Here is a 24,813-nt window from a genome sequence, read left to right as displayed (position 1 = left end):
GCAGCAGACGTGGATTTTCATATGCAATATTTATCGTTTTTCGTTATTCATACAGACGGCGAAGAGAGTGCCTCATCGTCAGGCAAGCGGTTCAAGCATTATCAGACGCTGGACGAGGATACGTACGAGGACAGTGAGATTAAGAAGTTTCTAGACGATGAGTTCACGAGGGTCGTCAAGCGCAAGGTCGAGCGCAATCCGAATACGGCGAACGCACCGACGAAGATCGGCCGCTTCGCAGTTGAACCGGGTTATGAGCTCGGCAGCAATCAGAACTATAATCTGTTCCAGAGGCTGCGCGATGCAGATACGAAGGAGCGATTCTTTGGCATCGCCGACGAGCTTGTGCGTATTTATATGGATACTAGCGCGGTGCGCGGAGGAGCGTTCATTATTGCTCTATCCAAGCTGAACACGTATTTTGACGAGCCTTTTTTATTTTTGCTTAAATGCGACTTCGAGCCGAAGATTGCGCGAATTGCGGATGAACTCAGCTTAATCTCGCAGGTCGAGATGGCCATCAGCTCCCGCAGCATCAAGTCGATTCAGTATCCGCATATGCCGGAGGAAGGCATGCTCGAGCATTGGGAGCTGAAGATTCATCAATCGTCGCATGCCCGGTATTTCGAAGATTTCTTGAAATACGTTACTTACGAGAAGCCATTGCCTGAGGTTATGGGCGAGCAGGTTATTGAGATGGTACAGCAATACATATCGGACAAGTGGCAGGATGATGAGAGCACGGAGCGCCGCGAAGAGGAGAATGCGGTGGAAGTATGGGCAGCCAGCGAGAAACGCGACATTCAAGAATGGTGGCCGCAGGAGCAGGTGGCTGTCGCATCGGCGGCGCTCGTCGAGCAGAAGCCGGACTTGCCGTTCACGTTCAAGCTGGACAGCATTACGATAAAGGGCTTGCTCGCAGATTTCGGCGAATCGCTCCATATCGCGAAGCATAACGGACGTTATGTTGTCGTGATCGAAGGCGATGCGTTCCAATTCGATAAAGGGATGTCGCCGGTCGAGCTGCTGCAGCCGCCCGATCTAACCGACGTATTGCCAATCATCGGAAGCAAACAGCCGAAAGATGAATTTGACGGTTCAGGCTATAGCTATAACGACAATAGCGGCGGCACGACTAACGTGAGCGACGACGATGTGCCCTGGTAAAGTTATGCATGCTCGCATGTATCTATTTGACAATTAAAGGAGAGGCTGTATAAGTGGACAAGTTATTTTTCATAGAAATTGGCATGGGTTGCGATCTGCACGGTCAAAATATTACAAAAGCATCGGTGCGCGCCGTTCAAAACGCGATTCACCATAATTCGATGCCCGGTCTGCGCTCTGTATTGCCAGGCGGCACGCTTGATAACATGAAGGTTCATGTGAAGCTTGCTATTCCTTGCGATCGCGACCTGCTCGACGTGGAGCAGGTAAAGGCCGCGCTGCCTTACGGCCAAGTAACCGTCGAGCTTATCGATGGCGGCATGGTTACGACGAGCGGCGTCGTACTGCCGGACAAAGAGGACAAAAACGATCTCATCTACATCGTGAACGCGTCGGTGGAGGTCGGTTACTAGCCACATTACCTAGCAAAGGAAGAAGACGATGGTTTTAAAGCTTGTCATATTTGTGCTGCTGCTTGTGTTTACCGCTTTTTTCGTTGCAACGGAATTCTCGATCATCCGAATGCGTTCAAGCCGCGTCAGTCAGATGGTTGCGGAAGGGGTGAAAAATGCTAGGGCGGTTGAACAGGTTACCTTGAAGTTGGATGGATACTTATCCGCTTGTCAGCTAGGGATCACGATTACGGCTCTCGGTCTCGGTTGGTTAGGGGAACCTACGGTTGAACTCATATTGCATCCTATATTCCATCGACTAGAGCTGGGGGATGAGGTAAGCTCGGTTTTGTCATTCCTCATTGCCTTCGTGCTCGTTACCTACTTGCATGTCGTTCTTGGCGAACTGGCGCCAAAGACGGTGGCTATCATTATGTCAGAGCGTATCAGCCAATTGACTGCACCGATCATTATTATTTTCTATAAGGTTATGTATCCGTTCATCTGGGTGCTTAACGGCTCGGCTAACAGCCTCGTTAGGCTGCTCGGCTTCAAGCCGGCCCAAGAGCATGAAGCCCATTCGGAGGAAGAGATTCGGATCATCCTATCGGAGAGCTATGAGAGCGGCAAAATCAACAAAAGCGAATACGGATATGTGAATCGTATCTTCCAATTCGACGAGCGGCTCGCGCGTGAAATCATGGTACCGCGAACGGATATGGTATGTCTGTTCGCTGAGCATTCTCACGACGAGAACCTCGCAGTCATCAAGAAGGAGCAATATACGCGGTTTCCGTATGCAAGCGGAAGCAAGGACAATATTATTGGCATCGTGAACACGAAGCAGTTTTTTCTGCGCTATGATAGCGACCGTGCGCTGGACGTCAAATCGCTGCTGCAGCCGGTGATGTCCGTGCCCGATGTGATGCCGATTAACAAGCTGCTGCGCAAAATGCAACTGGAGCGCGTACATATTGTTATTTTGCTCGACGAGTACGGCGGTACTTCGGGTCTTATTACGATTGAGGATATTATAGAGGAAATTGTCGGCGAGATTCGCGACGAATTCGACGCCGATGAAGTGAAGGAGATCGAGATGCTGAACGAGCACCGTTATATGGTGGACGGCAAAGCATTGATCGTCGAATTCAACGATACGGCCGGCACGGATCTGGATAGCGAGGAAGTGGACTCCATCGGCGGTTGGTTATTCAATCGGAAGCCCGATCTGCCAGTCGGCGAATCGTGGAGTTATCATAATATGACGTTTACGATTAGGGAGCGGGACGATAACCGGATTCGCAAGGTAGAGATCGAGATCGCCATGAATGAGTCGGATGCCGAAGCGTTCGGTCATGCTTAATTCGTTAGCTTTGAACATATAGAAGCGCCGTCTGGGTCATCGATTGATGACGGGACGGCGCTTCTTTATAGCGTTAATTAAGGATGATTGCGAAGCAGCTTAGCATCGGATACGAACGTCCCGAAGGGAAGGAATGCGGCGATAAACGCAGCAACAACCTTCAAGAATGACCAACGGTGCTTGATCCATACGTGAAGCAGGGCAAGCCCGTAAAGAGTGAACAGCAAACCATGCAGACTGCCGACGATGGTAACCATATGAGGCAGGTTAGCCCAATATTTGAGCGGCATCGCGATCAGCAATAATACCAAAAACGAGATTCCCTCATAAAATCCGACAATTCTTAAACGGCCGATAGCGGTTTTGAACAAAATAACACCTCCTATTACATAATCGCAGTATCGATGAAACTAACCATTGCCTTAAGATCGAGGCTGTAATCCGTTCCAAAGTAATTGTACGATTTCGGCGGAAGCTTGTTTCACCGATTTTTGATCATTTAATAATTGTTTGTGATTGCGTACCGTCATCATGGCTGTGAACGTATGGGAGAGCAGCAGGGGGTCTGACTTCGTGATTACGCCTTCCTCCATCGCTTGCGCGAAAATTTCACTCAAAAGAATGTGAAGCTGTGCTTCTCCATCCCGAATCTGCTTAATCTGTTCCTCCGACAAGCCGGGAGCGGCTTCGCGCATCATGGTCTCGAACTCGACATGCGCGTTATTCATATGACGTTCCGCAACAATGAGCAGACGTTCCTTAAGCGTTCCTGGTCCACGCATGATTAGAGCGGTCTGGTCGTAAGCAATCTTAAGCACGAATAACAGACATTCCGTGAAGAGCTTCGCTTTGTTGTCGAAATAATAATAGACGCTTGCTTTCGTTATCCGGCATGCTTTCGCAACGCCTTCAAGCGACACCTTCTCGAAGCCGTGCTCCATGAACAGCATGGCGGCGGTGCGCAAAATAAGCAGATTGGGCTGCATCGTTTCGGAACGCTTAGGCCGTCCCGGTTTGCGTCTTGGCTGTTCTTCTTTCAATCTTTGCACCTCATTCAATAATTCGTAATAATTATAGGTTGATTAATTAACCTTCGGGTATATATAATTAATTTGAGCTCGTAATACTATATTAAACGATTTGAATGTAGATGTGAAATGGAGGATGGAGTCATGATTGAGAAAATAGGCGCAATCGTTGCCGGGCGCCGTACGAGGTGGATAACGCTCGCGATTTGGATTGTACTTGCGGCCGTACTGACACTTACGCTGCCAGCTGTTGGTGACAAAGAGCAGAACAACGCGCAAAATCTGGAAGAAGACAGTCCATCATTACTGGCTGATCGGCTTATTAAAGAGAAGTTCCCTAACGCCTCCGGCGTGCCTGCTCTTATTGTATGGCATCGCGAAGGCGGATTAACGAATGACGATTTAACTTACATTGGGCAAACCTCCCAAGCTTTAACGGATCATCCGCTTGAAGCGCAAGGCGAGCTTATTCCGCTCCACACGATGCCGCTGCCGGCATTGCAGCAATTCGTATCCGAGGATCAAACGACTTTCGTGCAGCCGGTCTCGTTCGCCGAGCAGACAGAAACGGAAGTGCTGAAAGAAAACTTGGAAGAAATCAAGACGATTATTCGCGACGTTTCGGGCCAAGACCCGTTCGCTGCATCGATCGACGATCCCGGGCAGCTTACGGTTCGCCTTAGCGGACCGGTAGGCATATCGGTAGACGCCACGGACTTGTTCAAGGGCGCAGACGTATCGTTGATGATCGCTACCGTATTGCTCGTCCTCATCCTATTGCTGCTCATCTACCGGTCGCCGATTCTAGCTATTATCCCGCTTGTCGGCGTTGGATTCGCTTATTTGGTAACAAGCCCGTTGCTCGGCTGGATGGCAGGCGAAGGATATATCACGGTTGACGCGCAAGCGATCTCTATAATGACCGTACTCCTGTTCGGGGCAGGCACAGATTATTGTTTATTCCTCATTTCGCATTACCGTCAGGAGTTGACGCGCGAGAAGGATAAGGGGCTGGCATTGAAGCGTGCCTTCAAGGATGCGTCCGGCGCTATAGCAATGAGCGGTTTCACGGTCGTCTTGTCCCTGTTCGCGCTACTGGCTGCCAGGTACGGCGCTTATGACCGCTTTGCGGTTCCGTTCAGCTTATCGATTCTCATTATGGGCATCGCCAGCTTGACGCTAGTACCCGCGCTGCTCGCGATTTTCGGCCGCGCTTCCTTCTATCCGTTCGTTCCGCGCACCGAGGAGGAGCATCAAGCTCGCGCTGCAAGACGCGGCAAAACTTACATCAAGCCGGATGCAAATAAGAAGCTTGGCATGAAGGTCGGCAAGCTCGTCGTCACGAAGCCGTGGACAGTCGTCCTCGTATGTATTATTTTGCTTGGCGCGTTAGCAACGTTCTCGACTCAGATCAAGTATACGTATGATTTGCTGTCATCTTTTCCAAAGGATATGCAATCGAGGGAAGGCTTCGACGTCATCTCCGCTTCGTTCACGCCAGGCGATCTTGCTCCCGTCACCGTAGTCGTGAATACKGATGGCAAGCAGGTCGATGTCGCTTCCAAGCTGCAGTCGCTTGAGCATATCGATCATGTTGCAGAGCCGCAGGTTAGTTCGGAAGATCCGAATCTGCTTGCCTACTCGGTGGTGCTCGATATTAATCCGTATTCGCAAGAAGCGATGGCGCTCATTCCGGCCATCAAGGAAGCGGCAAGCGATGCTCTTTCCGATGCCAGTATTGGGGATTCGGGCGAAAAAGTATGGGTCGGCGGTCAGACGGCTGCCCAGCATGATTCGAAGGTGCTGACCGATCGTGATAACACGGTTATCATCCCGCTTGTGACGATCCTAATCATGATTTTGCTCCTGATCTACTTACGCTCTATAACCGCAACGCTATATCTGATTGCTACAGTACTCCTATCCTATGGAGCGGCATTAGGTCTCGGGTGGATCATCTTGCATTATTTCATGGGCGTCGACGCCATACAAGGCGCAATTCCGCTATACGCCTTCGTATTCCTTATCGCGCTTGGCGAGGATTACAATATCTTCATGATCTCGAGCATTTGGCAGAAGCGCAAGATAATGCCGCTTAAGCAAGCGATTCAAGAAGGGGTTGGCGAGACAGGGGGCGTTATTACTTCGGCTGGCCTCATACTGGCTGCAACGTTTGCTGTTCTTGCGACGCTTCCGATTCAAGTGCTTGTCCAATTTGGACTGATCACTGCAATCGGTGTGCTCATGGATACGTTCATCGTTCGTCCGTTCCTTGTTCCCGCAATTACGGCGTTGCTTGGCAAAAAAGCATTTTGGCCGGGTAAAGCAGAACTGATCGAAGAGCCGAAGACAAAATCGGCTGCGGCAACACGTCCATAAAACATATTGATGCCTCGGCAGACATTTGGTGTCGCCGGGGCATTTTCTTTTGCCAAATTCCCACTAAGAAATAGGAGCACTTGAAACAATTTTCCATACTCAAACGTTATATAGGGAATAGAGAATTGGTTTAGAGACACTAGAAAACGGGGGAGTAAAGATGAAGAGAACAAAATGGGTTTGGTTGATGTTGGTAGCAGCAATGCTTGTATCCGGCGGATTATTGTCCGCTCCGCAGATGACGTATGCCTGTTCATGCGCGGAAATTGGTGATGTAAGGGCCGCAAGTGACCGTAATGACGCCGTGTTTGAAGGAACAGCTGTGTCGGTTAAGCAATCCGGCTTGCCGTTGTTCCAATCGTCTGCAGATGCTGTCAAAACAAATTTTCATGTCAACGAGGTATGGAAAGGACTTGTAACATCCAATATTGCGGTCGTATCCGCTAACGGCAGCGATAGCTGCGGATTCGAATTCAAGAGCGGGCAGCGGTACGTCGTATATGCCCGCGATACGGGCAAATCATTGGAGGTAAGCTTATGCAGCCGAACAGCGCTGTACAGTGATGCAGGTGATGACTTAGCTGCGCTGGGCAAAGGCTCTATACCGCCAGCACCTCAGAATGGGCTTAATAACGAAGGAAGCAGCAGCTATATGATCCCGCTCATACTGCTGCTGCTCACTATAGGGACGATAGCTTTACTATACGTTAGGAAGAAGAAACGATTTAAATCAAGAACATCGCAACAATCGTCGTAACGGTAAGTCCGAGCAGTACCGGCTTTAAGTTGCGGCGAGCGAGCTCGAAGGGGCTTACGCCGCAGATGGCCGCTGCCGGAATGAGCGCCCAAGGAATGATCGTACCGCCGCCGACCCAGATGGCGGCGACTTGCCCAAGCGCGGTCAGAGTCGCTAGACCTGATCCGATCGCGTGGCCGAACAGCTGGGCGATAGAGCCGGCAAGCGAAATGCCGGAGAAGCCTGAGCCGTCGAGTCCGGTAATCGCGCCAACGACAGTCAACGTTACAGATCCCACTGCGCCATTAACGGGCATGACGTGCGCGAGAGCAAGGCCAAGGTCATTGACGATGCCTAGAGAGCCGTCAGGCAGCTTCTCGCCGAACAAGGACAGGAAGCCCGAATCGCCAAGATAGAAGAATGCGGCAATCGGAATGACAGGGCCKAATACCTTGAAGCCGAACAAGAAACCTTCTATTAAATAGCTGGTCGTCTTCTCAAGCCCTTTGCCACGATGCGACAGCATCGTGATCAGCAGCATGATCAGGATGGAGGTGCCGCCGATCAGCGCAGTAGCTTCACCGCCTTGGAGATCTAACAGGAACATCGTTATGACATCAATCGCGAACAAAACGGGAATAAGGACAGCGAGCACTTGCTTCGTACGCAGCGACAGACTGGCAGCCCCTTCGGCCTGGTCCTTGCTGTCTGCCTTGATCTCCTCCGGTGTCGCGGCGACAAGCCCGTCATTCCACTTGCCGAGCCGCTGATCGCGACGCATCATCCAATAGGCTGCAACGGTCGTCACGACGCCCATTACGATAACAAGCGGTATGCTCGCCTGCATCACTTCGCTGACTGGCAATCCTGCAGCGTCAGCTGTCAGCTTAGGCGCGCCTTGAATAATATAGTCGCCTGACAAGGCAATACCATGCCCGAACAGGTTCATAGCTACGGCAGCGCCGAGAGCCGGCAATCCGACGCGAATGGCGACTGGCAGAAGCACTGCCCCAACCAACGCGACGGCTGGTGACGGCCAGAAAAACCATGACGTCACCATCATGATGATGCCGATTCCCCAGAAAGCAAGCGCCGGCGTTTTCATGAACCAAGTGAATGGCGAGATCATGATCTCATTTATTCCGGTGCGTATAAGCACGCGGCTCATGGCAACGATGATAGATATGATGAGTATCGTGCCTATTAATTCTTTGATGGCAAAAATAAAGCTATCGAAAATACCGCTTACCGAGCCGCTTGCCGATGTGGTTGCAAGCAAACCGATGCCGAGTATGCCCGCGATACAGATTAACGTCGTATCGCGTCTCATTAGCATGAATCCAATAATGGCGACTATGAAACCTAGATATACCCAGTGCAGCGCCGTTAATTGAATAACCATCCAAACCACCCTCTCATGGGATACACGAAACCGAGCTGTGCCGAAATCGTATTGTAATGTATGCAAGGGGCTGGATAGGCGTTCATCATGAATCTCCTATACGGTTGCAAGCTGATTAGAGGCTATGCTATTCTACTTAAGCATGGTGAATAAGGAGAGGTTTACTGATGATGAGAAGAAGCTTAATGCTGATTGTAGTCGCAGCTATGGTATTTGCCGCTGGATGCGGCATTATCGAGGAAGCAACCCAAACCGTCAATTTCGCCGCAGAAACAACGACCTATTTGCAGTCGATTACGAACTTCGGACAAAACATGCAGACGATGGCAGAACAAGCAGTGACCGATTTGAATGCAAGAACCGATCTGAAGGAGCAATTGCTGGCGCTCAAGCAGCAGATCAAGGAATACGGGGCATTGACCGTTCCGGATTATGCGAAGGATCTGCATCAGTCGATTACCGAATATAATGCGCAATTGAATCTGAGCATCGATAAGGCGCTGACGAATATCGAGCAAGGCCGGGCAGCGTTCGAAGCGACAGGAATTCCAGATACGATTAATAAGATCAATGAGCTGCTCAATCAATTAAATCAACTAACACCGCAATAATGACAGTTACAATGCCGAGAGGAAGACATTTGAACATGCAAATTACGATTTTGAACGCGGAGATGACGTACTCGAAGGAAGATGGGTATGTCGGCAAAGTACAGTTTGAAGCAGAAGGGCATAGCAATCAATACGAGATCGCTCTTGCGAGCAAGCGCGGTACTAGAGATTGGGGCTACGGATTGTTCTTCCTTCATGAATCGGGCAAGGAAGAAGAGCTTCTGGCCCTGGAGGATCAGCTTGAAGAAGACGATGAGCTGTTCGATCTGTTAGTAGATACGGCGAAGGCGAAGCTGGTAAAATAAAGGTATTAAAAAAGCGTGCACTCTGAAATCTTGATATCAGAGTGCACGCTTTTTTTATTTAATGATCACTTGATGAGGTTAAGCCCGTCCTATGAATGATCGTTTGGCTTTCTTCGTTAAGTCCGATAAACGATACTTGCTTACCCAGCAGCTCATACTTTGCTTTCACCTTCGTCATCGCGGTTACGGCTGATTGGTCCCAAACATGCGAGCCGCTGAAGTCCAGCACAATCGCTTGCGGGTCATTCATGTAATCGAATAGGTTGACGAAGCTGGTCGTCGTACCGAAAAACAACTGACCGCGGAGCGTGTATGTCTTAACGTTCGCTCCATCCAATTTGACTGATGCTTTAATCTTAGCGATCTTCCAGGCGAAGAACAGGGCGCTAAGCACAACGCCGGCCATAACGCCTTTGGACAGATCATGTGTCACTAATACGATAATGACGGTCACGATCATAGTGAACGCATCCGTTCGCGGTGCACGATGAAGATGAAGCACCGACTTCCAATCGAAAGTGCTGATCGCTACCATGATCATGACGCCGACAAGGGCTGCCATTGGGATCGCGCGAACCATATCACTAAGCGCGAGAATGAGGAACAGCAGGAATGCCCCGGCAACAAGCGTTGACAGCCTTGTCCGACCGCCGGATTTCATGTTGACGACCGATTGCCCGATTAATGCGCAGCCTGCCATGCCCCCGAAGAAACCTGTGACGATATTCGCAATCCCTTGTCCTCTTACTTCACGGTTTTTATTACTGGTCGTATCCGTGATCTCATCGATAACCGAAGCCGTTAACAATGACTCAAGAATGCCGACAATGGCTAACGAGAACGAATATGGGAATAGGATGGCTAACGTATCGAAGGAGAGTAGGACGTCAGGCAAATGAAAGAACGGCATGACGCTCTCGATTTTGCCCATATCGCCAACGGTCTTCAGATCTGCGCCTATCGCAATCGCGATCAACGATACGATAATGATCGCCGCAAGCGGCGACGGAATGGCTTTCGTATACTTCGGTAAAATATAAATGATGAGCAGCGTCAAGCCGACGAGCGCGTACATGATCCAGCTTGCGCCTACAAAGTGAACGAGCTGCGTCGTAAATATAAGAATGCCTAATGCGTTCACGAATCCGAGCATGACGGAATGCGGAACGAACTGAATGAAGCGGCCAAGCTTAAGCGCACCCATGATGAACTGCAGCACACCTGCTAATATGGTTGCGGCGAACATATACTCGATGCCATGCTTATCAACAAGGCTAACCATAATAAGCGCCATTGCGCCAGTCGCTGCTGAGATCATGCCGGGACGGCCGCCTGCGAAAGCCGTAATAACGGCAATGCAGAACGATGCGTAAATACCAACCATCGGATCGACGCCAACCATAAGAGAGAAGGCGATCGACTCTGGAATAAGTGCGAGAGCGACTGTAATACCGGATAAAATATCGTTGCGGGTATTGGAAAACCAGGTTTGTCTAAGGTTGAAAAGCAAAACAAATATACCTCCTAGGAAAATGATAGGACTTTCCACTTTCAGAAAAGTCGGGGCCGATGTGCACTAATCGTTATTATACTTGATCGCATGAGTAGGAATCTTTGATCGCGATCATCAAATAAGCGCTTACATTAGACTAAATCTCCCTAATCCTTCTCTTTGCTTCGTAATAGGCAACAATTAAAAAAAGCATCGCTTATTTGCGATGCTTCTCCTGTGTACCACGATATTCATGCTCACATCGTACGTTCGACGTTCTCTTTGCTCATTCTGCGCTGCTTCGTAATCCGGAATCCAAGGTAGACAGCTGCGGCTGCCGCAAGCGCAATAACAATCCATATACCATATTGATAAATCGCATTGGCGATATTTTGGACTTGCTCGCCGACTAAAGTGCCGATAATGAAATAAATGAGCGTCCAGACAAACGCCGAAGGATAAGCGAACAAGATGAAACGTTTGAACGGCATTTTGTTAATACCCATTACGTAAGGCGTCACATGTCTTAGGAATGGCAGACAGAGGCTTAGACTGATTGCATAACCGCCGTACTTGCCGCTCAGCTCTTCCGCTCGCGTAACGAAGCGATTAATATTTTTTTTGCTGCTGAACCAGTTGGACAACCGGCTGCCGGCGAACCTTCCGATACTATAACCGAAGCTCATCGCGGAGCATATGCCAAGGCAAGTCATAATAAAGGCTGGAATCGGAGAAAGGACTCCGGAAGCTGCTAATGCGCCGCCGGTCATAACAACCGCCTCGTTCGGAATAGGCAGTCCGATTAGTCCAAGACATAATACAAGAAATAAGGCCGCATAGCCAACCTGTTCAATAATTGATAATAATAAGTCATAGGCACCCATTATAAACGCATCCTATCGTTCATATATTTGTTCCAAATAATTACATCCGAATTATTCATCTAACCGTTAGCTTATCATAATGACTCATGAATGGATACCTATTATACGTTGGCAATAGAGGCAGGATTCAACTTTAACCTTTTCGTAACTAATTCCTTTCAAGACTGAGCTACAATAGTTGCAGAAGATTTTGGCAATAGGTCGAAAGGCGGCTGTTAGGATGCTTGGTTTTGAGCAAAAGGTTGAATATTTACGGCGATACGAGACGCTCGTATTTACGATATGCATCAAGCTGCTCGCTGATGAGCTTGCAGCATGCAAGGCAGCGGAGCTTCTGATGTGCCGCTTATTCCGCGATACAAGCTTCTGGGCGGCTTGCGAAGCGGAACGGGACGATTATTTGATAAAGGCAACGAAAGCGGAATGTCTGCGCTTCTGGAGAGAGAACCTTCTGCAAACTTCGTAATGACCATTCATATTTACGCACGGTAAAGAACAGAATAGATTATAGTATAGAGAGACGACTGGTAGAAGGAAAGGGTGAAGCATGCAAGCACAACAAAATCGAAAGCAAGTGACGATCGCTTTGTTCGTCGCTACTTTCCTTGCCGCAATTGAAGGAACGATTGTCAGTACCGCAATGCCAAGCATTACAAGCGAGCTTGAAGGGATTAGGCAGTATAGCTGGATTATTTCTATTTATTTGCTGGCAACGGTTATTACAACTCCGGTATACGGCAAGCTATCCGATCTATATGGACGCAAAAAGATTTTTATAATTGGAGCGCTTATTTTTCTAGCCGGCTCCATGCTGTCGGGCGTGGCGCAATCGATGAACCAGCTCATTTGGTTTCGCGCGCTGCAAGGACTTGGCGCCGGGGCGTTAACGACGATACCCTATACGATTATAGGCGATCTGTACCCGTATGAGATGCGGGCCAAGGTACAGGGCTGGATGTCCAGCGTATGGGGAATAGCAGGCATATCGGGACCTTTGCTTGGCGGATTGCTCGTTGATTACGTCTCTTGGAGAGCGATCTTCTACATGAACTTGCCGTTTGGTATCGCAGCGATTTATTTGCTTTCTGCAGCGCTTCGCGAATCATTCGTAAAAAAGAGACGCCATATCGATTACATAGGCATTGTATTATTCACGATTGGCATGTTCGCCTTCCTATATGGGATGACGCTGCTGCGCGATCAAGATGCAAACGGCATTTCCACGCTTGCTATCGGCATGCTGTTCGCAGCTTCGGTTGTGTTCCTGGCTTTATTCGTTGCGGCATCAAGAAGGTCGCCAGAGCCGATTATTCCCTTCGAATTGTTCAGAAGCCGCATTATTAGCGTTGCGAACTTGGCTGGCTTTCTAATTTGCGTMGTAAACGTCGTTATTATTTTTTATTTGCCGTTATGGATTCAAGGGGTATATAACAAGCCGGCAACTTATTCGGGATTAGTTATGATTCCGCTTTCTATTGCTTGGCCGCTAGGTGCTATATTGGCAGGCAATTGGATTGCAAAGCTAGGTGTCCGCCTCATTACGGTTACAGGTGCTATCTTGTTGCTTATAAGCGGGATTGGCCTGGCGTTGATGAACGCGGAGACGCCGTTCTTTTGGTTCATCGTTTACACGCTGTTGTCAGGCTTGTCATTCGGTTTGTCGCTGACTTCGTTGACCGTTACCGTATCTTCTGCCGTCGGGTGGGAGCTGCGCGGCTCGGCGGTTGCCAGCAATAATTTCATACGTACGCTAGGTCAGACGATTGGCATTACCGTATTCGGCATGCTTCTTAATACCGGCAGTACGAATAGCATCGATGCCCATCTTCTTGAAAGCAGCCTGCATACGATCTTTATTTGGGTAGCACTAATTTCGGTTGTTATATTGCTTGTCTCGACGGTATTGCCTAATCGACAATCGGCCGCAGAGCAGCAAAGCAGCGTTTCGTAGAGGAGAGTCTGAAGCAGCATGAGCATGAAATTACATAGCAGGCTTGAGTCGTTGGACGATCAGCTTCGCGCTTGGAAAATGAATACGGTCATCGTTCTTCATAACGGCGAGGCAGCAGCGGAATGGTATGAGCACGGAACGGATACAATGGGCAGTCTCTATTCATGTACCAAGAGCGTATTGTCATGTTTGATTGGCATGGCCATTGATGAAGGTCAGATTGGCAGTGTTGACGATCCAATCGCAGATTATTTGGACCATCCAGCTGCGGCGCGATTGGCGGCTTCAAGCGAGGCGGCAATACGGATTAAGCATCTGCTGTCGATGACGCCGGGATTTCAGTGGCCGGACTTCGATAAGCCGTACCGGGCTTTGCGGGCAGCCAGTGATCCGATCGGGTTTGTGCTGGAGAAAGCGATCATTTCGCCGCCTGGACAAGCCTATACTTACAATTCGGGGGCATCGCATCTGTTATCAGCCATATTAACGAAGGCTGTTGGCGTGCCTGCGTTGGATTATGCAAGCAGGAAGCTATTCCAACCGCTTGGGTTCCGCAAGGCGAGATGGACCGAGAGGGATGGAATCAATGAAGGCGGCACCGGACTAAGCTTATTTGGCATGGATTTGGCGAAGTTCGGTCTGTTGTATAAGCTAGGAGGCGTCTGGGAAGGAGAGAGGCTGCTGTCATCCGAGTGGATTGATCTCTCCACTAAGATGCATCATCGCGGTCTGCTGCATTACGAGCCGCCGATTTACGGAGAATACGGTTATCATTGGTGGCGCACTCCGGCAAGCCATAACGGAAACACGGATTGTTACTTTGCTTTTGGACACGGCGGACAATATTTGCTCGTCGCACCCGAACAAGAGCTCATTATCGTCATACGCAAAACGGTCACGAAGCGGAATGATGCCGATCTGTCGAGGCGACTCATCTTCGAGGAGCTGCTGCCTATGTTCAGCTCGATTGCTCAATAACGCGCGTAATAGAAAGGGCTTCGACTTCGGTCGAAGTCCTTTTCTATTCTACGGCTGATCCATCGTCGGATTCAAAATCGATCCTCATGTGGTGTAATATATGTGTGAGGTAAATCCGTCGTTTTGTCTCAATATGATCTGATTCCTAATGAAATGTATTGCCATAAGCCAAATCCTAATATATTATGTTATATAAACTAACATAAATGCTTACGTTTTGCTTGAAAGATGGGATGCTTGAACAGGCGATAGGGAGCAGCAATCATTCGAGAGCGGGGTGTGTCGATTGCATATGACCGTCGAGCAAGCTTTATCGGTGTATCCGTTATCGGAAGGGAAACTGATTGCCGGTATCAAAGGGAAGAATAAAATTATTACATCCGTCAATGTGATGGATGCGCCCGATATTACGGATTGGATTAAGGAAGGCGAGATGCTGCTGACGACTGCGTATCTCATCAAGGATCATCCGGAGGACGCTTGTCAATTGCTGCGAACGCTGCATGAACGCGGATCGGCGGCGCTTGGCATTAAGCTTGGGAGATTCTGGACGGAGGTGCCGCAGCAGTTGATCGACCAAGCGAACGAGCTTGGATTTCCGATTATCGAGCTGCCATACCCGTTCACCTTCTCGGACCAAATGAATGGATTGTTCCGGGCAGAGATGAAGCGAAGCACCGGTGTACTGACCGATGTCGTTAATAAACAAATCCAATTGATGAGATTCGCGTTGAAGCCGAATCCGATTCAACAAATGTTCGACTCGATTGCCGAAGTAGTGGAAATTCCGCTTGCCGTGGTTGGATCGCGCGGACAGATTGTTTATAACGGCACGTTATTGCCTGCCGAAGAGATCGCATGCGGGATGCAAGGGCAACGAGCAGAGGGATGGATCTCCTGCAAGCGGGTCGAGGCGCTTCGCATTCCGCTCATCAAGCATACGCCCGATTCCGGTTGCGTGCTGTTCTTCCAATCGGAGCTGCTCGTAACGCCAATTGAGGAAGGTTTATATTATCAAGCCGCTGAGCTGATTGCCTATCATATGAATTTTAGCTATGAGGATTATTTCGAACTATCGGTGCAGAAGGATTTCGGACTGCTTATCAAACGGTTTCTATTGAACGGCCTTCCTGTCGAGACAATAGAAGAGTATGCGGAGCGCTTCGAGATCGATCTGTTCCGCCCGTGGTATCGCTGTGTGCTAACGGATTTCAGCGGGCTGATCCATAAGGAGCTGCGGACGGAGAAGCTGGAGCTGCTGAAGTCGGAATATCTGTGTAATTCGAGTATTCAACAATTAAAGGGCACTCATATCGTAATGGAAGAAGGACTGCTGTCGGTGTTTCCTGCCGACGCGGACAATGGCGATGAAGCAATCGCTTCGGCGCTTGCTCCATTTTTTGCTTCGGTGAAAACGAAAGGCGGCTATGAGATCAGAGCCTCTATTAGCAGTGCGAAGAAACGTGCTAACCAGCTTGCCGAAGCGTTCGAGGAATGCAAGGAGACGAATCGCCTATCAGCGGAATGGGGCGGCGGCAGCCGAATCTTGAGCTACGAGACAATGGATCTCGCGCTTATCTTCGAGCATGTGACCAAAGAACGAATGGAGACGTTCTGCAAGCGCTGGTTGGGTTCGTTGTTGAACAAAGAACCGGAATACGCCTCCGAGATGCTGCGCACGCTTGAAGCCTACTTGGAAAACGACGGACAATTAAATGAGACGGCCAAAAAGCTGTTCATTCATCGCAACACTGCGACATACCGTATTGAGAAGATAAGCGAGCTGCTGGAAGTTGATTTGAAGAAGATGAATGATTTTATGCGTCTGAAAATTGCGTTTATTTTTCGCCGTATGCTTCATAACCAGCCTTTCGCAACGAGCGGCAGCGTTCAAGTCAAAGAGACGCTGCGTGTCGGAAAGCAATAAAGGAGAGATAGCCGTGGCTACAATATGGATTCGCAATGCCGTTATTATGACAATGAACGAACAGCATGACATTGTAGAAGGCGATCTTTTAATAGAAGGAAATGTAATAAAGCAAGTAGGCGGCGTCATCGACGCCCCGCATGCAGACCGAATAATCGATGCGGGCGGTAAAGTGCTGCTGCCGGGGTTTATTCAGACGCACATCCATCTATGCCAAACGTTGTTCCGCGGACGTGCGGATGATCTTGCTTTAATTGATTGGTTGAAGGAGAAAATATGGCCGCTTGAAGCGGCGCATAGCGAGGATTCTGTATACTACTCAGCCATGTTAGGCATCGGCGAACTCATTCGAAGCGGAACGACGACGATTCTAGATATGGAGACGGTTCATTATACGGAATCTGCGTTCCAAGCTATTATGGAAAGCGGTATACGAGCGGTATCCGGCAAGGTAATGATGGATCATGGCTCGGAAGTGCCGCTGCCGCTGCAAGAGAATACTGCCAAGTCGCTGCAGGATAGCGTCGATCTGCTCGAAAAGTGGCACGGCGCTGCGAATGGGCGAATACAGTATGCGTTCTGTCCGCGTTTTGTCGTCTCGTGCACGGAAGAGCTGCTTGTGGGTGTTCGTGACTTGTCTGCTCAATACGGTGTTATGGTTCATACTCATGCATCGGAAAATTTAGGGGAGATCGAGATGGTGGAGGCAGAACGCGGCATGCGCAATGTCGTCTATCTTGACCATATCGGTCTGGCGCGTCCTAATCTGATTCTCGCTCATAGTATATGGCTGGATGAAGAAGAGAAACGCATTATTCGCGATCGCGGCGTCAAAGTGACGCATTGCCCGGGCTCGAACTTGAAGCTGTCATCAGGTATTGCCGAAGTTCCGCTGCTCCTTGAGCAAGGAATTGCTGTAGGTCTTGGCGCAGACGGAGCGCCGTGCAACAACAACCTTGATATGTTTCAGGAAATGCGGCTGACTGCTTATATTCAAAAGGTGAAACATGGTCCGACGGTCATGAATGCGAGACAAGTGTTGCGGCTCGCAACGATCGGCGGAGCGCGAGTGCTTGGTATGGAGGAGAAGATCGGCAGCATTGAGGTCGGCAAGCTTGCCGATATACAGCTGCTTGATCTAGAGGACTTCCACGTCTATCCATCATTCGATGCGGATTGGTATTCCCGCGTTGTCTATGCGGCGACTAGAGGCGATGTCGATACGGTCATTATTGACGGTCAAGTGGTGATGGAACAGAAGCTTGTGAGGACGATTGACAAAACGGTCGTGCTGAAGGAAGCGGATCAATCGCTTCTCCGTCTTATCGCTAGATTATAATCGTCTATCCATGAAGAAACGGACAAATGATCCGCTAGAATAGGAGGAACGGCATATGGATGTGCATCGGCTATTGCAATCGATTGTGGATAGCGAAGAACCGTCCGTGCTCGCTACGATTATCGATGTGAATGGACATTCCTATCGTAAGCCAGGCGCATGTATGCTGTTCAAGCTTGACGGTGAGCAGATTGGCACCATAAGCCCGGGGTGTCTAGAGCATGATTTGCTCGAACGCACAGAACGGGTATGGTTGTCGGGCGAAGGTCAATTCGAGATTGCGCAATATAATATGAACCCTGAAGAGGATGCGATATGGGGAGAAGCGCTCGGCTGCGGAGGCGAGATAAGGGTGCTGCTGGAGCCGGTAACGGGCCTGCTGCGTGAGCTGCTAATAGAAGCTGCTGCCATTGTTGGCGGCGGACGAAGCGTAACCTTGGAGCGGCGGTTGGTTCATTCGGATATCACGTACCGTATTCGAGAGCGGGTGAATGATACCGCCGAGCCTATCCGCTTCACAGAGATTGATAATGTGCCTGATCGATTATTCTTTACCATCAGACCGCGGCCAAGGCTCGTATTGTTCGGTGCAGGCAAGGATGCTGAGGCTATTTATTCAATAGCTAGAAATGTCGGCTTTCAGCTTGTTATAGCAGACTGGAGAGCCGGTATATGCACGAATGAACGTTTCCCGGAGGCGCTGATTGTCATTGGCACTCCAGCGGAGATAGTGGCTGAGCTGGCGATGAGCCGCAATGATTATTTGATTATTTGCAGTCATCAGCTGCAGCAGGATAAAGAGCTGTTAGGGATCGCTCTTCCGCTTGGGTTAGCCTATATCGGTGTCATGGGATCGAAGAAGCGAATACGCATGCTGTTCGAAACCTTCTTGATGCCGTCGAACGTTAGAGCTCCTATCGGCTTATCGATCGGTGCCGACGGACCTTATGAGATTGCGGTGAGCGTTGTTGCGGAGTTAATCGCTGTGCGGGCAGGCCGAACCGAACGCGCGCGGAGAGGGGCGAGAGCTGATGGTCATATCGGCTATTTATTTGGCGGCTGGCCGGAGCAAACGAATGGGACGGCGCAAGCAGGAATTGGAGCTGATGCCGGGGATGACGCTCGGCAGCATGGCTCTTCATGCGCTGCTTCAATGCAGCGTTGAGGAAGTCGTCGTTGTTGTACATCCAAGCGATCCTCTAAATTGGTTGTCTAAGGAGTTTGATGAGAGAGTCTTGGGCCAGCCGTCTCAAGACTCTCCTTCCGTTCGGATTGTAATTAGCGAAAGAGCGGATGACGGAATGGCTTATTCATTGCGAACGGGATTAGAGGCGCTGCCATGGATTCAACCTAATGGGGAGCATGCGTTGCCGGATGCAATCCTTGTTATGCTGGCTGATCAGCCATTTGTTGATAAGACTCATTTAGAGCGGCTTATGGATCGTTATAGCAAGCAGTCTAACTTGGATTACGTTGCAAGCTCATCATGGAATGAAGAGAATGGGACCTATGCGTTGATGCCGCCTGCAATTTTGTCGAAGTCGATGTTTGCGGCTGTAACTAAGCTGGAAGGTGACACGGGGGCGCGTAAATTGTTTGCAGACGCTCGCTATCGCGGAGAAGCTGTATCTGCACGGTCGAATGGAGTGTTGCTAGATGTGGACAATCCAATAGATTTAGAGCTTGCGTTTGCGTTCAATAGGTCCGTCCGACCGTGAGACACCTCTTTTATGTAAGGTAATATAACGCAACACAATTCATTTAGTGCATGACGCACAATGGACAACGTTGTTTTTAGACACCCGACCAATATAATGTCATATATATTGACGTCATCATGACGTGAATATATATTGAAGTTACATCTCGAACAAAGTTGAGAGATGAAAAATAGAGAGTCGGGGTGGAACGCAATGAAGCAACGCAACAGAGTATTGTCCGTAAGCTTGGCCCTCATCTTAACGCTCGTACTCGTATTATCCGGTTGTTCCAGCAATAACAAAAACGATCCGGCAGAAGGCGGTAACAATGGCGCGACGAACGCACCGACCGATAAAGCTTCGGACGGAACTGCGACAGATACGCCTGCAGAGCTTCCTAAAGTTGCTTTCGTCTACATCGGCCCTCCAGGTGATGGCGGATGGACATTCGAACACGATAGAGGCCGCAAGTACATGGAGGAGAAGTTAGGCATCAAAGCGGATACGGTTGAGAACGTGCCGGAGAGCGCGGATGCAGAGAGGATCATAACAGAGCTTGCTCAGAATCACGACATCATCTTTACGACAAGCTTTGGCTACATGGACCCTACGCTGAACGTTGCCAAGAAGTTCCCAGATGTGAAATTTTTGCACGCCGGCGGCTACAAGACGAATGACAACATGAGCACTTACTTCGGCAAAAACTACGATGCCAGCTACCTAAGCGGTATTGCGGCAGGCAAAGTAACGAAGAAGAACTTGATCGGCTATGTAGGCGCGTTCCCGATACCAGAAGTTATCTATAACATTAACGCTTTCACGCTCGGCGTACAAAGCGTGAATCCGGATGCTACGGTGAGCGTCGTATGGACGAACACGTGGTACGATCCAACGACGGAACGTCAAGCGGCAGTCAGCTTGCTGGACAAAGGCGCAGACGTGCTGCTCGCTTATCAGGATTCGCCGGCAACGCTTCAAGCGGCTGCTGAACGAGGCGCAATGGCAGGCGGCAACGACTCCGATATGACACGCTTCGCTCCAGAAGCGTACTTGACCAACCCGATTTGGAACTGGGGTCCGTATTATACGCAGGTCGTACAATTGGTTATCGACGGCACTTGGAAGAGTGAGCAATTCTCCGGATCGCTCTCCGATGGCATGGTCGATCTCGCCCCGATGGGGCCTAGCGTTCCGGATGATGTGAAGAAGCTGGTTGACGAAACGAAAGTGAAATTGACTAGCGGCGAAATGAGCGTATTCAAAGGACCTATCGTTGATCCGACGGGCGCAGTCAAGGTAGAAGAAGGCAAAACGCTGACTCTCGAGGAAATTCTAGTCATGGATTGGTTTGTGAAAGGCGTAGACGGCACGATCCCGAAATAAATAGCAGCTTTGATAGCTTGTATGTTCTTAAATAACAGTCAATCAACAAATCCCTTCCCTAAGGGATTTGTTGATTTATAACCGTATTATTTTCAAGATGAGGCGATTCAAAGGAAAGATTTATTGAGAGGAAGAACGCCTATGGAGTCCATATACTCGGTAGAGATGCAGCAGATTGTGAAGCGGTTCGGCTCGGTCGTAGCCAATGACAACGTCGATTTCTATGCCAAACCCGGCGAGATTCATGCGCTGCTTGGAGAGAATGGAGCAGGCAAAAGTACGATGATGTGCATGCTGTCGGGCGTTTATCGACCTACGAGCGGAGAAATCCTGATCCATGGCGAGAAAGCTCGTATTCGCTCGCCGAAGGACGCGATGAAGCTTGGCGTCGGTATGGTGTTTCAAAACTTCCGTCTCGTGCAGACGCTGACGGCGGCGGAAAATATTATTTTGGGCGAGAAATCGTCGTTTTGGCGCGGGGCGAAGTGGCTGCGCGATAAGCAGGAGGAAATTGAAGGCATTGCAGATCGATTCGGGCTTGCATTCCCGGTTGACCGCCCGATCTGGCAGCTGTCTGTCGGCGAGCAGCAGCGCGTCGAGATCGTGAAGACGCTGTACAGAGGCGCCAGCCTTATTATATTGGATGAACCTACATCCGTATTGACGCCAGGCGAGGCGGAGCAGCTCTTCGAGACGCTGCAGCATATGAAGCGGGAAGGCAAGACTGTTATCCTGACTACGCATAAGCTGAAAGAAGTCATGGCGGTATCCGACCATATTTCGGTTATGCGTAAAGGAAAGATGATCCATTCGATGGCCAAAAGCGAGACGAATGAACGAGATCTCGCGAAGCTGATGGTCGGCAAGGAAATCGGAGAAGCTCGCCCGCTTGCGCCGCGTCAGCCAGGCAAGCCGTTGCTTACGGTTCAACAGGTTGACGTATTCGCCGATCATGGGCGCAAGACGCTTGACGGCTTCACGCTGCATGTGAATGAAGGTGAAATTGTTGGCGTTGCTGGCGTTGCCGGCAACGGGCAGAAGGAGCTGGCCGAGGTATTGACCGGGCTTCGCAGTTGGAAGCGCGGTACGATTCATTTTAATGGAGAAGCATTAAAGAATGGATCGGTCAAAGGAGCCATCGAGGCTGGTATCGCTCATGTGCCGGAGAACCGGATGAAGAGCGGGTTAGCCGGGAGTCTCGGCGTTGTTGATAATCTATTATTCAAGTCATATCGATCGGAGGAACGTTCGCGCTTTGGCTTCTTGCGCACCGGTCACAATCGCGAATGGTCGCAAAGTCTAGTGGAGCAATTCGACGTGAAGACGCCGAACCTGGACACACCGGTCCAGCAGCTCTCGGGAGGCAATCAACAGAAGCTGCTGCTTGCCAGGGAGGTTCACCAGCAGCCGCTGTTGATGGTAGCTGTGCATCCTACACAGGGACTGGACGTCGGCGCGACGGAAGGCGTTCATCGGCTGCTGACCGATATGCGCGGGGAAGGCAAAAGCGTGCTGCTAATATCGGAGGATCTGGATGAGGTTATGCAGCTGTCCGACCGGATATTAGTCATTTACAACGGACAGATCGTTGGCGAGCTTCCTCGCTCTGAAGCGAATCGCGAAACGATTGGCATGTATATGGCCGGACTGCGGGTAGTGGACGCCCAGAAAGAGGAGGCGGCAGTATGAGCGACAAAGCGGCCTTAACTAGCACGAGCGTCGGTACACCTCCACCGGGTAAATCCAGAGCACCGAAGGGCGTGAACCTGTTCGCCTATCGGATCGAGATCGATCCTTCGAAGAAAGGCAACGCCTGGTGGATCCCGTTCGCTTCTGTTCTGCTTGCGTTAATCGCCTGCGGCATCTTCATAGCAGCGAACGGCATGAACCCCATTCCTGTGTACCGCAAAATGTTCACGGGCGCTTTCGGCACCGAATACGGCATCACGGAGACGCTCGTCAAATCTATACCGCTATTGCTTTGCGGTCTCGGCGTTGCGATCGCTTATCGCATATCGGTATGGAATATCGGCGCAGAAGGCCAATTCGCCGCAGGAGCGATGGCGGCTACAGCAGTAACGATCTATATGCCGAACCTGCCGGGCATTCTGATCATTCCTGCGATGATTGTTTTAAGTATCGTCGCTGGCGGAATATGGGGACTGCTGACCGCAATTCCGCGAACGTATTTCCAAGTTAACGAGCTGGTCAGCTCCTTGATGTTAAACTATGTGGCGCTTCTCGCGATGGACTATTTCGTCTTCGGTCCGTGGAAAGATCCGGAAGGAATGAACTTCCCGGGTACGCCGATATTCACAGAGGCGCAGTCGCTGCCTGTACTCGGCGATACGAGACTTCACCTTGGTCTTGTGTTCGGTATAATCGCTGTCATTCTATACTTCCTGTTCATTAAGTACACGAGATGGGGCTACGAGCTTCGTCTGATCGGCGCCAACCCAGAGGCCGCGCGCAATGCGGGCATTCGAATCAGCAGACATATACTGCTCGTTATGCTTATTAGCGGGGGGCTTGCCGGTCTAGCGGGTATGGCAGAAGTGTCAGGTGTCTCGCATAGACTAATGTACGGCATATCGCCTGGTTACGGATATACAGCGATTATCGTTGCTTGGTTAGCCAAGCTGCATCCGGTTGGACTCATTATTTCGTCATTTCTGTTCGGCGGGTTAATTGTCGGCGGCTACAGCGTTCAGACGATAGGACTGCCGTCTTCCATATCGGAAATGCTCCAGGGAGCCATCTTATTTTTCTTAATTGCCGGCGGTACGATCAGCAAGTTCCGAATTCGCAAGAACAGTTACTAGAGGAGCGGATCAGACATGGATATTGTTATACAAATGGTGCTGGCGGCTATCTCTTCCGGTACGCCGCTCCTGTTCGCGACACTCGGAGGCATATTGATTGAACGCTCGGGTATTATCCAGCTTGGAGCTGAAGGTCTCATGCTAATGGGGGCTGTAACAGCTTGCTTGACTTATTTGCATACGGGCAGCTTGACGCTTACGCTGCTTGCAGTCTGCGGCGTCAGTATGGCGCTTGGATTCGTGCATGCATTTCTTAGCGTCTCGCTTCGAACGAATCAGATCGTGAGCGGACTTGCAATGACGTTGTTCGGTGCGGGGCTTAGCGCATACCTGGGCAAGCCGATCAGCGGTCAGCCTGTGAATGGCGCTGTGCCGAAGCTCGATATGCCGTGGCTCGAGTCCATTCCGTTCATTGGTCCCGTGTTCGCGCATCTCGATGTGCTGACTTGGTTCAGCTTCGTCCTTGTTATTGTCCTTCATCTCTACATTCATAAGACATCAGCAGGATTGCATCTGCGAGCGATCGGTGACAATCCGGCAACAGCTGACGTAATGGGCATTCGCGTACAACTGCTTAGATATGCTTATATCGTCGCTGGATCTGCACTTATTGGCTTTGCGGGTGCCGATCTGCTGCTCGTGTACTCGCCAACCTGGACGGAAGGGATGACCTCCGGACGCGGATGGATTGCGGTTGCGCTTATTATTTTTGCACGATGGAATCCGGTTCGGGCATTGTTCTGCGCCTATTTCTTCGGTGCGCTCGATATGCTCGGCTTCCGCATTCAGCTTATTGGCAGTGAAATACCTTCCTATTTCTTGAAAATGATTCCGTATATCGTAACGATTCTTGTACTTATGTACTTGGGATGGCGCAATCGCAACAAACCGTCGGGCTCGCCGGAATCGCTCGGTGCGCCGTATATAAGAGAACAACGATTCTAGCAGTAGCAG

The 24,813-nt window shown here is 50.1% G+C and carries 23 protein-coding genes; 18 read left to right on the top strand and 5 right to left on the bottom strand.

Going from position 1 to position 24,813, the window contains the following annotated elements:
• The first annotated feature begins 9 nt into the window (after positions 1-9).
• The 3 genes from AC1DF0_RS19825 to AC1DF0_RS19815 are packed head-to-tail and all read left to right on the top strand — an operon-like array spanning position 10 to position 2,922.
• Positions 10-1,167 (top strand): DUF3900 domain-containing protein, encoded by a 1,158-nt coding sequence (locus AC1DF0_RS19825; protein ID WP_477575072.1) that lies wholly within the window; start codon positions 10-12, stop codon positions 1,165-1,167.
• A gap of 53 nt (positions 1,168-1,220) precedes the next feature.
• Positions 1,221-1,580 (top strand): Lin0512 family protein, encoded by a 360-nt coding sequence (locus AC1DF0_RS19820; RefSeq protein WP_477575071.1) that lies wholly within the window; start codon positions 1,221-1,223, stop codon positions 1,578-1,580.
• A 28-nt stretch (positions 1,581-1,608) separates the two neighbouring features.
• A complete protein-coding gene (locus AC1DF0_RS19815) occupies positions 1,609-2,922 on the top strand; it encodes a hemolysin family protein (RefSeq protein ID WP_442049121.1) in 1,314 nt (437 codons plus the stop codon).
• A gap of 77 nt (positions 2,923-2,999) precedes the next feature.
• On the opposite strand, the gene AC1DF0_RS19810 is transcribed toward AC1DF0_RS19815, so the two are convergent.
• Together AC1DF0_RS19810 and AC1DF0_RS19805 are read right to left on the bottom strand one after the other, a co-directional pair.
• Complete coding sequence (locus AC1DF0_RS19810; protein ID WP_477575070.1) at positions 3,000-3,293, bottom strand: DUF3817 domain-containing protein; 294 nt, start codon at positions 3,291-3,293, stop codon at positions 3,000-3,002.
• 51 nt (positions 3,294-3,344) lie between these two features.
• Positions 3,345-3,962 (bottom strand): TetR/AcrR family transcriptional regulator, encoded by a 618-nt coding sequence (locus tag AC1DF0_RS19805; protein ID WP_477575069.1) that lies wholly within the window; start codon positions 3,960-3,962, stop codon positions 3,345-3,347.
• A gap of 132 nt (positions 3,963-4,094) precedes the next feature.
• Between AC1DF0_RS19805 and AC1DF0_RS19800 the strand changes: the two genes are divergently transcribed.
• Positions 4,095-6,329 (top strand): MMPL family transporter, encoded by a 2,235-nt coding sequence (locus tag AC1DF0_RS19800; protein ID WP_477575068.1) that lies wholly within the window; start codon positions 4,095-4,097, stop codon positions 6,327-6,329.
• Positions 6,330-6,489: 160 nt separating this feature from the next.
• Entirely contained in the window at positions 6,490-7,086 is a 597-nt protein-coding gene (locus AC1DF0_RS19795; protein WP_477575067.1) for a hypothetical protein, read from the top strand.
• Here the strand turns inward: AC1DF0_RS19795 and AC1DF0_RS19790 are convergent.
• On the bottom strand, positions 7,055-8,467 hold the full coding sequence (locus AC1DF0_RS19790) for a hypothetical protein (protein WP_477575066.1): 1,413 nt from the start codon (positions 8,465-8,467) through the stop codon (positions 7,055-7,057). The genes AC1DF0_RS19795 and AC1DF0_RS19790 overlap by 32 nt on opposite strands.
• Before the next feature lie 167 nt (positions 8,468-8,634).
• Between AC1DF0_RS19790 and AC1DF0_RS19785 the strand changes: the two genes are divergently transcribed.
• Together AC1DF0_RS19785 and AC1DF0_RS19780 are read left to right on the top strand one after the other, a co-directional pair.
• A complete protein-coding gene (locus AC1DF0_RS19785) occupies positions 8,635-9,078 on the top strand; it encodes a DUF6376 family protein (protein WP_477575065.1) in 444 nt (147 codons plus the stop codon).
• A 35-nt stretch (positions 9,079-9,113) separates the two neighbouring features.
• Positions 9,114-9,383: a hypothetical protein gene (locus AC1DF0_RS19780; protein ID WP_477575064.1), complete on the top strand. Its 270-nt coding sequence runs from the start codon at positions 9,114-9,116 to the stop codon at positions 9,381-9,383.
• Between the two features lie 58 nt (positions 9,384-9,441).
• On the opposite strand, the gene AC1DF0_RS19775 is transcribed toward AC1DF0_RS19780, so the two are convergent.
• Both AC1DF0_RS19775 and AC1DF0_RS19770 read right to left on the bottom strand, forming a co-directional pair.
• Complete coding sequence (locus tag AC1DF0_RS19775; protein ID WP_442049113.1) at positions 9,442-10,893, bottom strand: SulP family inorganic anion transporter; 1,452 nt, start codon at positions 10,891-10,893, stop codon at positions 9,442-9,444.
• Between the two features lie 239 nt (positions 10,894-11,132).
• Positions 11,133-11,759 carry a DedA family protein gene (locus tag AC1DF0_RS19770; RefSeq protein WP_442049112.1) on the bottom strand — a complete coding sequence of 209 codons (627 nt, stop codon included), beginning with the start codon at positions 11,757-11,759 and terminating at the stop codon, positions 11,133-11,135.
• Positions 11,760-11,979: 220 nt separating this feature from the next.
• Between AC1DF0_RS19770 and AC1DF0_RS19765 the strand changes: the two genes are divergently transcribed.
• The 11 genes from AC1DF0_RS19765 to AC1DF0_RS19715 all read left to right on the top strand — a co-directional run bounded on the left by AC1DF0_RS19765 (position 11,980) and on the right by AC1DF0_RS19715 (position 24,804).
• A complete protein-coding gene (locus tag AC1DF0_RS19765; protein ID WP_477575063.1) occupies positions 11,980-12,225 on the top strand; it encodes a hypothetical protein in 246 nt (81 codons plus the stop codon).
• A gap of 81 nt (positions 12,226-12,306) precedes the next feature.
• The gene (locus AC1DF0_RS19760; protein WP_442049110.1) at positions 12,307-13,710 is read left to right on the top strand and encodes an MDR family MFS transporter; all 1,404 of its coding nucleotides are present in this window, start codon (positions 12,307-12,309) and stop codon (positions 13,708-13,710) included.
• 18 nt (positions 13,711-13,728) lie between these two features.
• Complete coding sequence (locus tag AC1DF0_RS19755) at positions 13,729-14,688, top strand: serine hydrolase domain-containing protein (protein WP_442049109.1); 960 nt, start codon at positions 13,729-13,731, stop codon at positions 14,686-14,688.
• Between the two features lie 292 nt (positions 14,689-14,980).
• Positions 14,981-16,615, top strand: coding sequence for a PucR family transcriptional regulator (locus AC1DF0_RS19750; protein WP_477575062.1), 1,635 nt, complete (start codon positions 14,981-14,983; stop codon positions 16,613-16,615).
• 13 nt (positions 16,616-16,628) lie between these two features.
• Positions 16,629-17,954, top strand: a complete 1,326-nt coding sequence (locus tag AC1DF0_RS19745) for a 5'-deoxyadenosine deaminase (RefSeq protein WP_477575061.1) — start codon at positions 16,629-16,631, stop codon at positions 17,952-17,954.
• A gap of 55 nt (positions 17,955-18,009) precedes the next feature.
• Positions 18,010-19,119: an XdhC family protein gene (locus AC1DF0_RS19740; RefSeq protein WP_442049106.1), complete on the top strand. Its 1,110-nt coding sequence runs from the start codon at positions 18,010-18,012 to the stop codon at positions 19,117-19,119.
• Positions 19,031-19,672: a nucleotidyltransferase family protein gene (locus AC1DF0_RS19735; protein WP_442049105.1), complete on the top strand. Its 642-nt coding sequence runs from the start codon at positions 19,031-19,033 to the stop codon at positions 19,670-19,672. Before AC1DF0_RS19740 ends, AC1DF0_RS19735 begins: the two co-directional genes overlap by 89 nt.
• A gap of 195 nt (positions 19,673-19,867) precedes the next feature.
• Complete coding sequence (locus tag AC1DF0_RS19730) at positions 19,868-21,037, top strand: BMP family ABC transporter substrate-binding protein (RefSeq protein WP_477575060.1); 1,170 nt, start codon at positions 19,868-19,870, stop codon at positions 21,035-21,037.
• 141 nt (positions 21,038-21,178) lie between these two features.
• Entirely contained in the window at positions 21,179-22,726 is a 1,548-nt protein-coding gene (locus AC1DF0_RS19725; protein WP_442049103.1) for an ABC transporter ATP-binding protein, read from the top strand.
• Positions 22,723-23,859, top strand: coding sequence for an ABC transporter permease (locus AC1DF0_RS19720; protein WP_442049102.1), 1,137 nt, complete (start codon positions 22,723-22,725; stop codon positions 23,857-23,859). The genes AC1DF0_RS19725 and AC1DF0_RS19720 overlap by 4 nt, the downstream gene beginning before the upstream one ends.
• A 15-nt stretch (positions 23,860-23,874) precedes the next feature.
• Positions 23,875-24,804 (top strand): ABC transporter permease, encoded by a 930-nt coding sequence (locus AC1DF0_RS19715; protein ID WP_442049101.1) that lies wholly within the window; start codon positions 23,875-23,877, stop codon positions 24,802-24,804.
• Positions 24,805-24,813: the final 9 nt, after the last annotated feature.

It is taken from the genome of Paenibacillus sp. 05T425 (genome assembly GCF_056396205.1).
This window is presented reverse-complemented; position numbering and strand designations above follow the sequence as displayed.

What these genes read in the sequence shown, in the direction of transcription:
- AC1DF0_RS19815 (WP_442049121.1), top strand. Translation starts at nt 1,609, where the DNA reads ATGGTTTTAAAGCTTGTCATATTTGTGCTGCTGCTTGTGTTTACCGCT.
- AC1DF0_RS19795 (WP_477575067.1), top strand. Translation starts at nt 6,490, where the DNA reads ATGAAGAGAACAAAATGGGTTTGGTTGATGTTGGTAGCAGCAATGCTT.
- AC1DF0_RS19785 (WP_477575065.1), top strand. Translation starts at nt 8,635, where the DNA reads ATGATGAGAAGAAGCTTAATGCTGATTGTAGTCGCAGCTATGGTATTT.
- AC1DF0_RS19780 (WP_477575064.1), top strand. Translation starts at nt 9,114, where the DNA reads ATGCAAATTACGATTTTGAACGCGGAGATGACGTACTCGAAGGAAGAT.
- AC1DF0_RS19770 (WP_442049112.1), bottom strand. Translation starts at nt 11,759, where the DNA reads ATGGGTGCCTATGACTTATTATTATCAATTATTGAACAGGTTGGCTAT.
- AC1DF0_RS19765 (WP_477575063.1), top strand. Translation starts at nt 11,980, where the DNA reads ATGCTTGGTTTTGAGCAAAAGGTTGAATATTTACGGCGATACGAGACG.
- AC1DF0_RS19755 (WP_442049109.1), top strand. Translation starts at nt 13,729, where the DNA reads ATGAGCATGAAATTACATAGCAGGCTTGAGTCGTTGGACGATCAGCTT.
- AC1DF0_RS19750 (WP_477575062.1), top strand. Translation starts at nt 14,981, where the DNA reads ATGACCGTCGAGCAAGCTTTATCGGTGTATCCGTTATCGGAAGGGAAA.
- AC1DF0_RS19740 (WP_442049106.1), top strand. Translation starts at nt 18,010, where the DNA reads ATGGATGTGCATCGGCTATTGCAATCGATTGTGGATAGCGAAGAACCG.
- AC1DF0_RS19735 (WP_442049105.1), top strand. Translation starts at nt 19,031, where the DNA reads ATGGGACGGCGCAAGCAGGAATTGGAGCTGATGCCGGGGATGACGCTC.
- AC1DF0_RS19730 (WP_477575060.1), top strand. Translation starts at nt 19,868, where the DNA reads ATGAAGCAACGCAACAGAGTATTGTCCGTAAGCTTGGCCCTCATCTTA.
- AC1DF0_RS19725 (WP_442049103.1), top strand. Translation starts at nt 21,179, where the DNA reads ATGGAGTCCATATACTCGGTAGAGATGCAGCAGATTGTGAAGCGGTTC.
- AC1DF0_RS19720 (WP_442049102.1), top strand. Translation starts at nt 22,723, where the DNA reads ATGAGCGACAAAGCGGCCTTAACTAGCACGAGCGTCGGTACACCTCCA.
- AC1DF0_RS19715 (WP_442049101.1), top strand. Translation starts at nt 23,875, where the DNA reads ATGGATATTGTTATACAAATGGTGCTGGCGGCTATCTCTTCCGGTACG.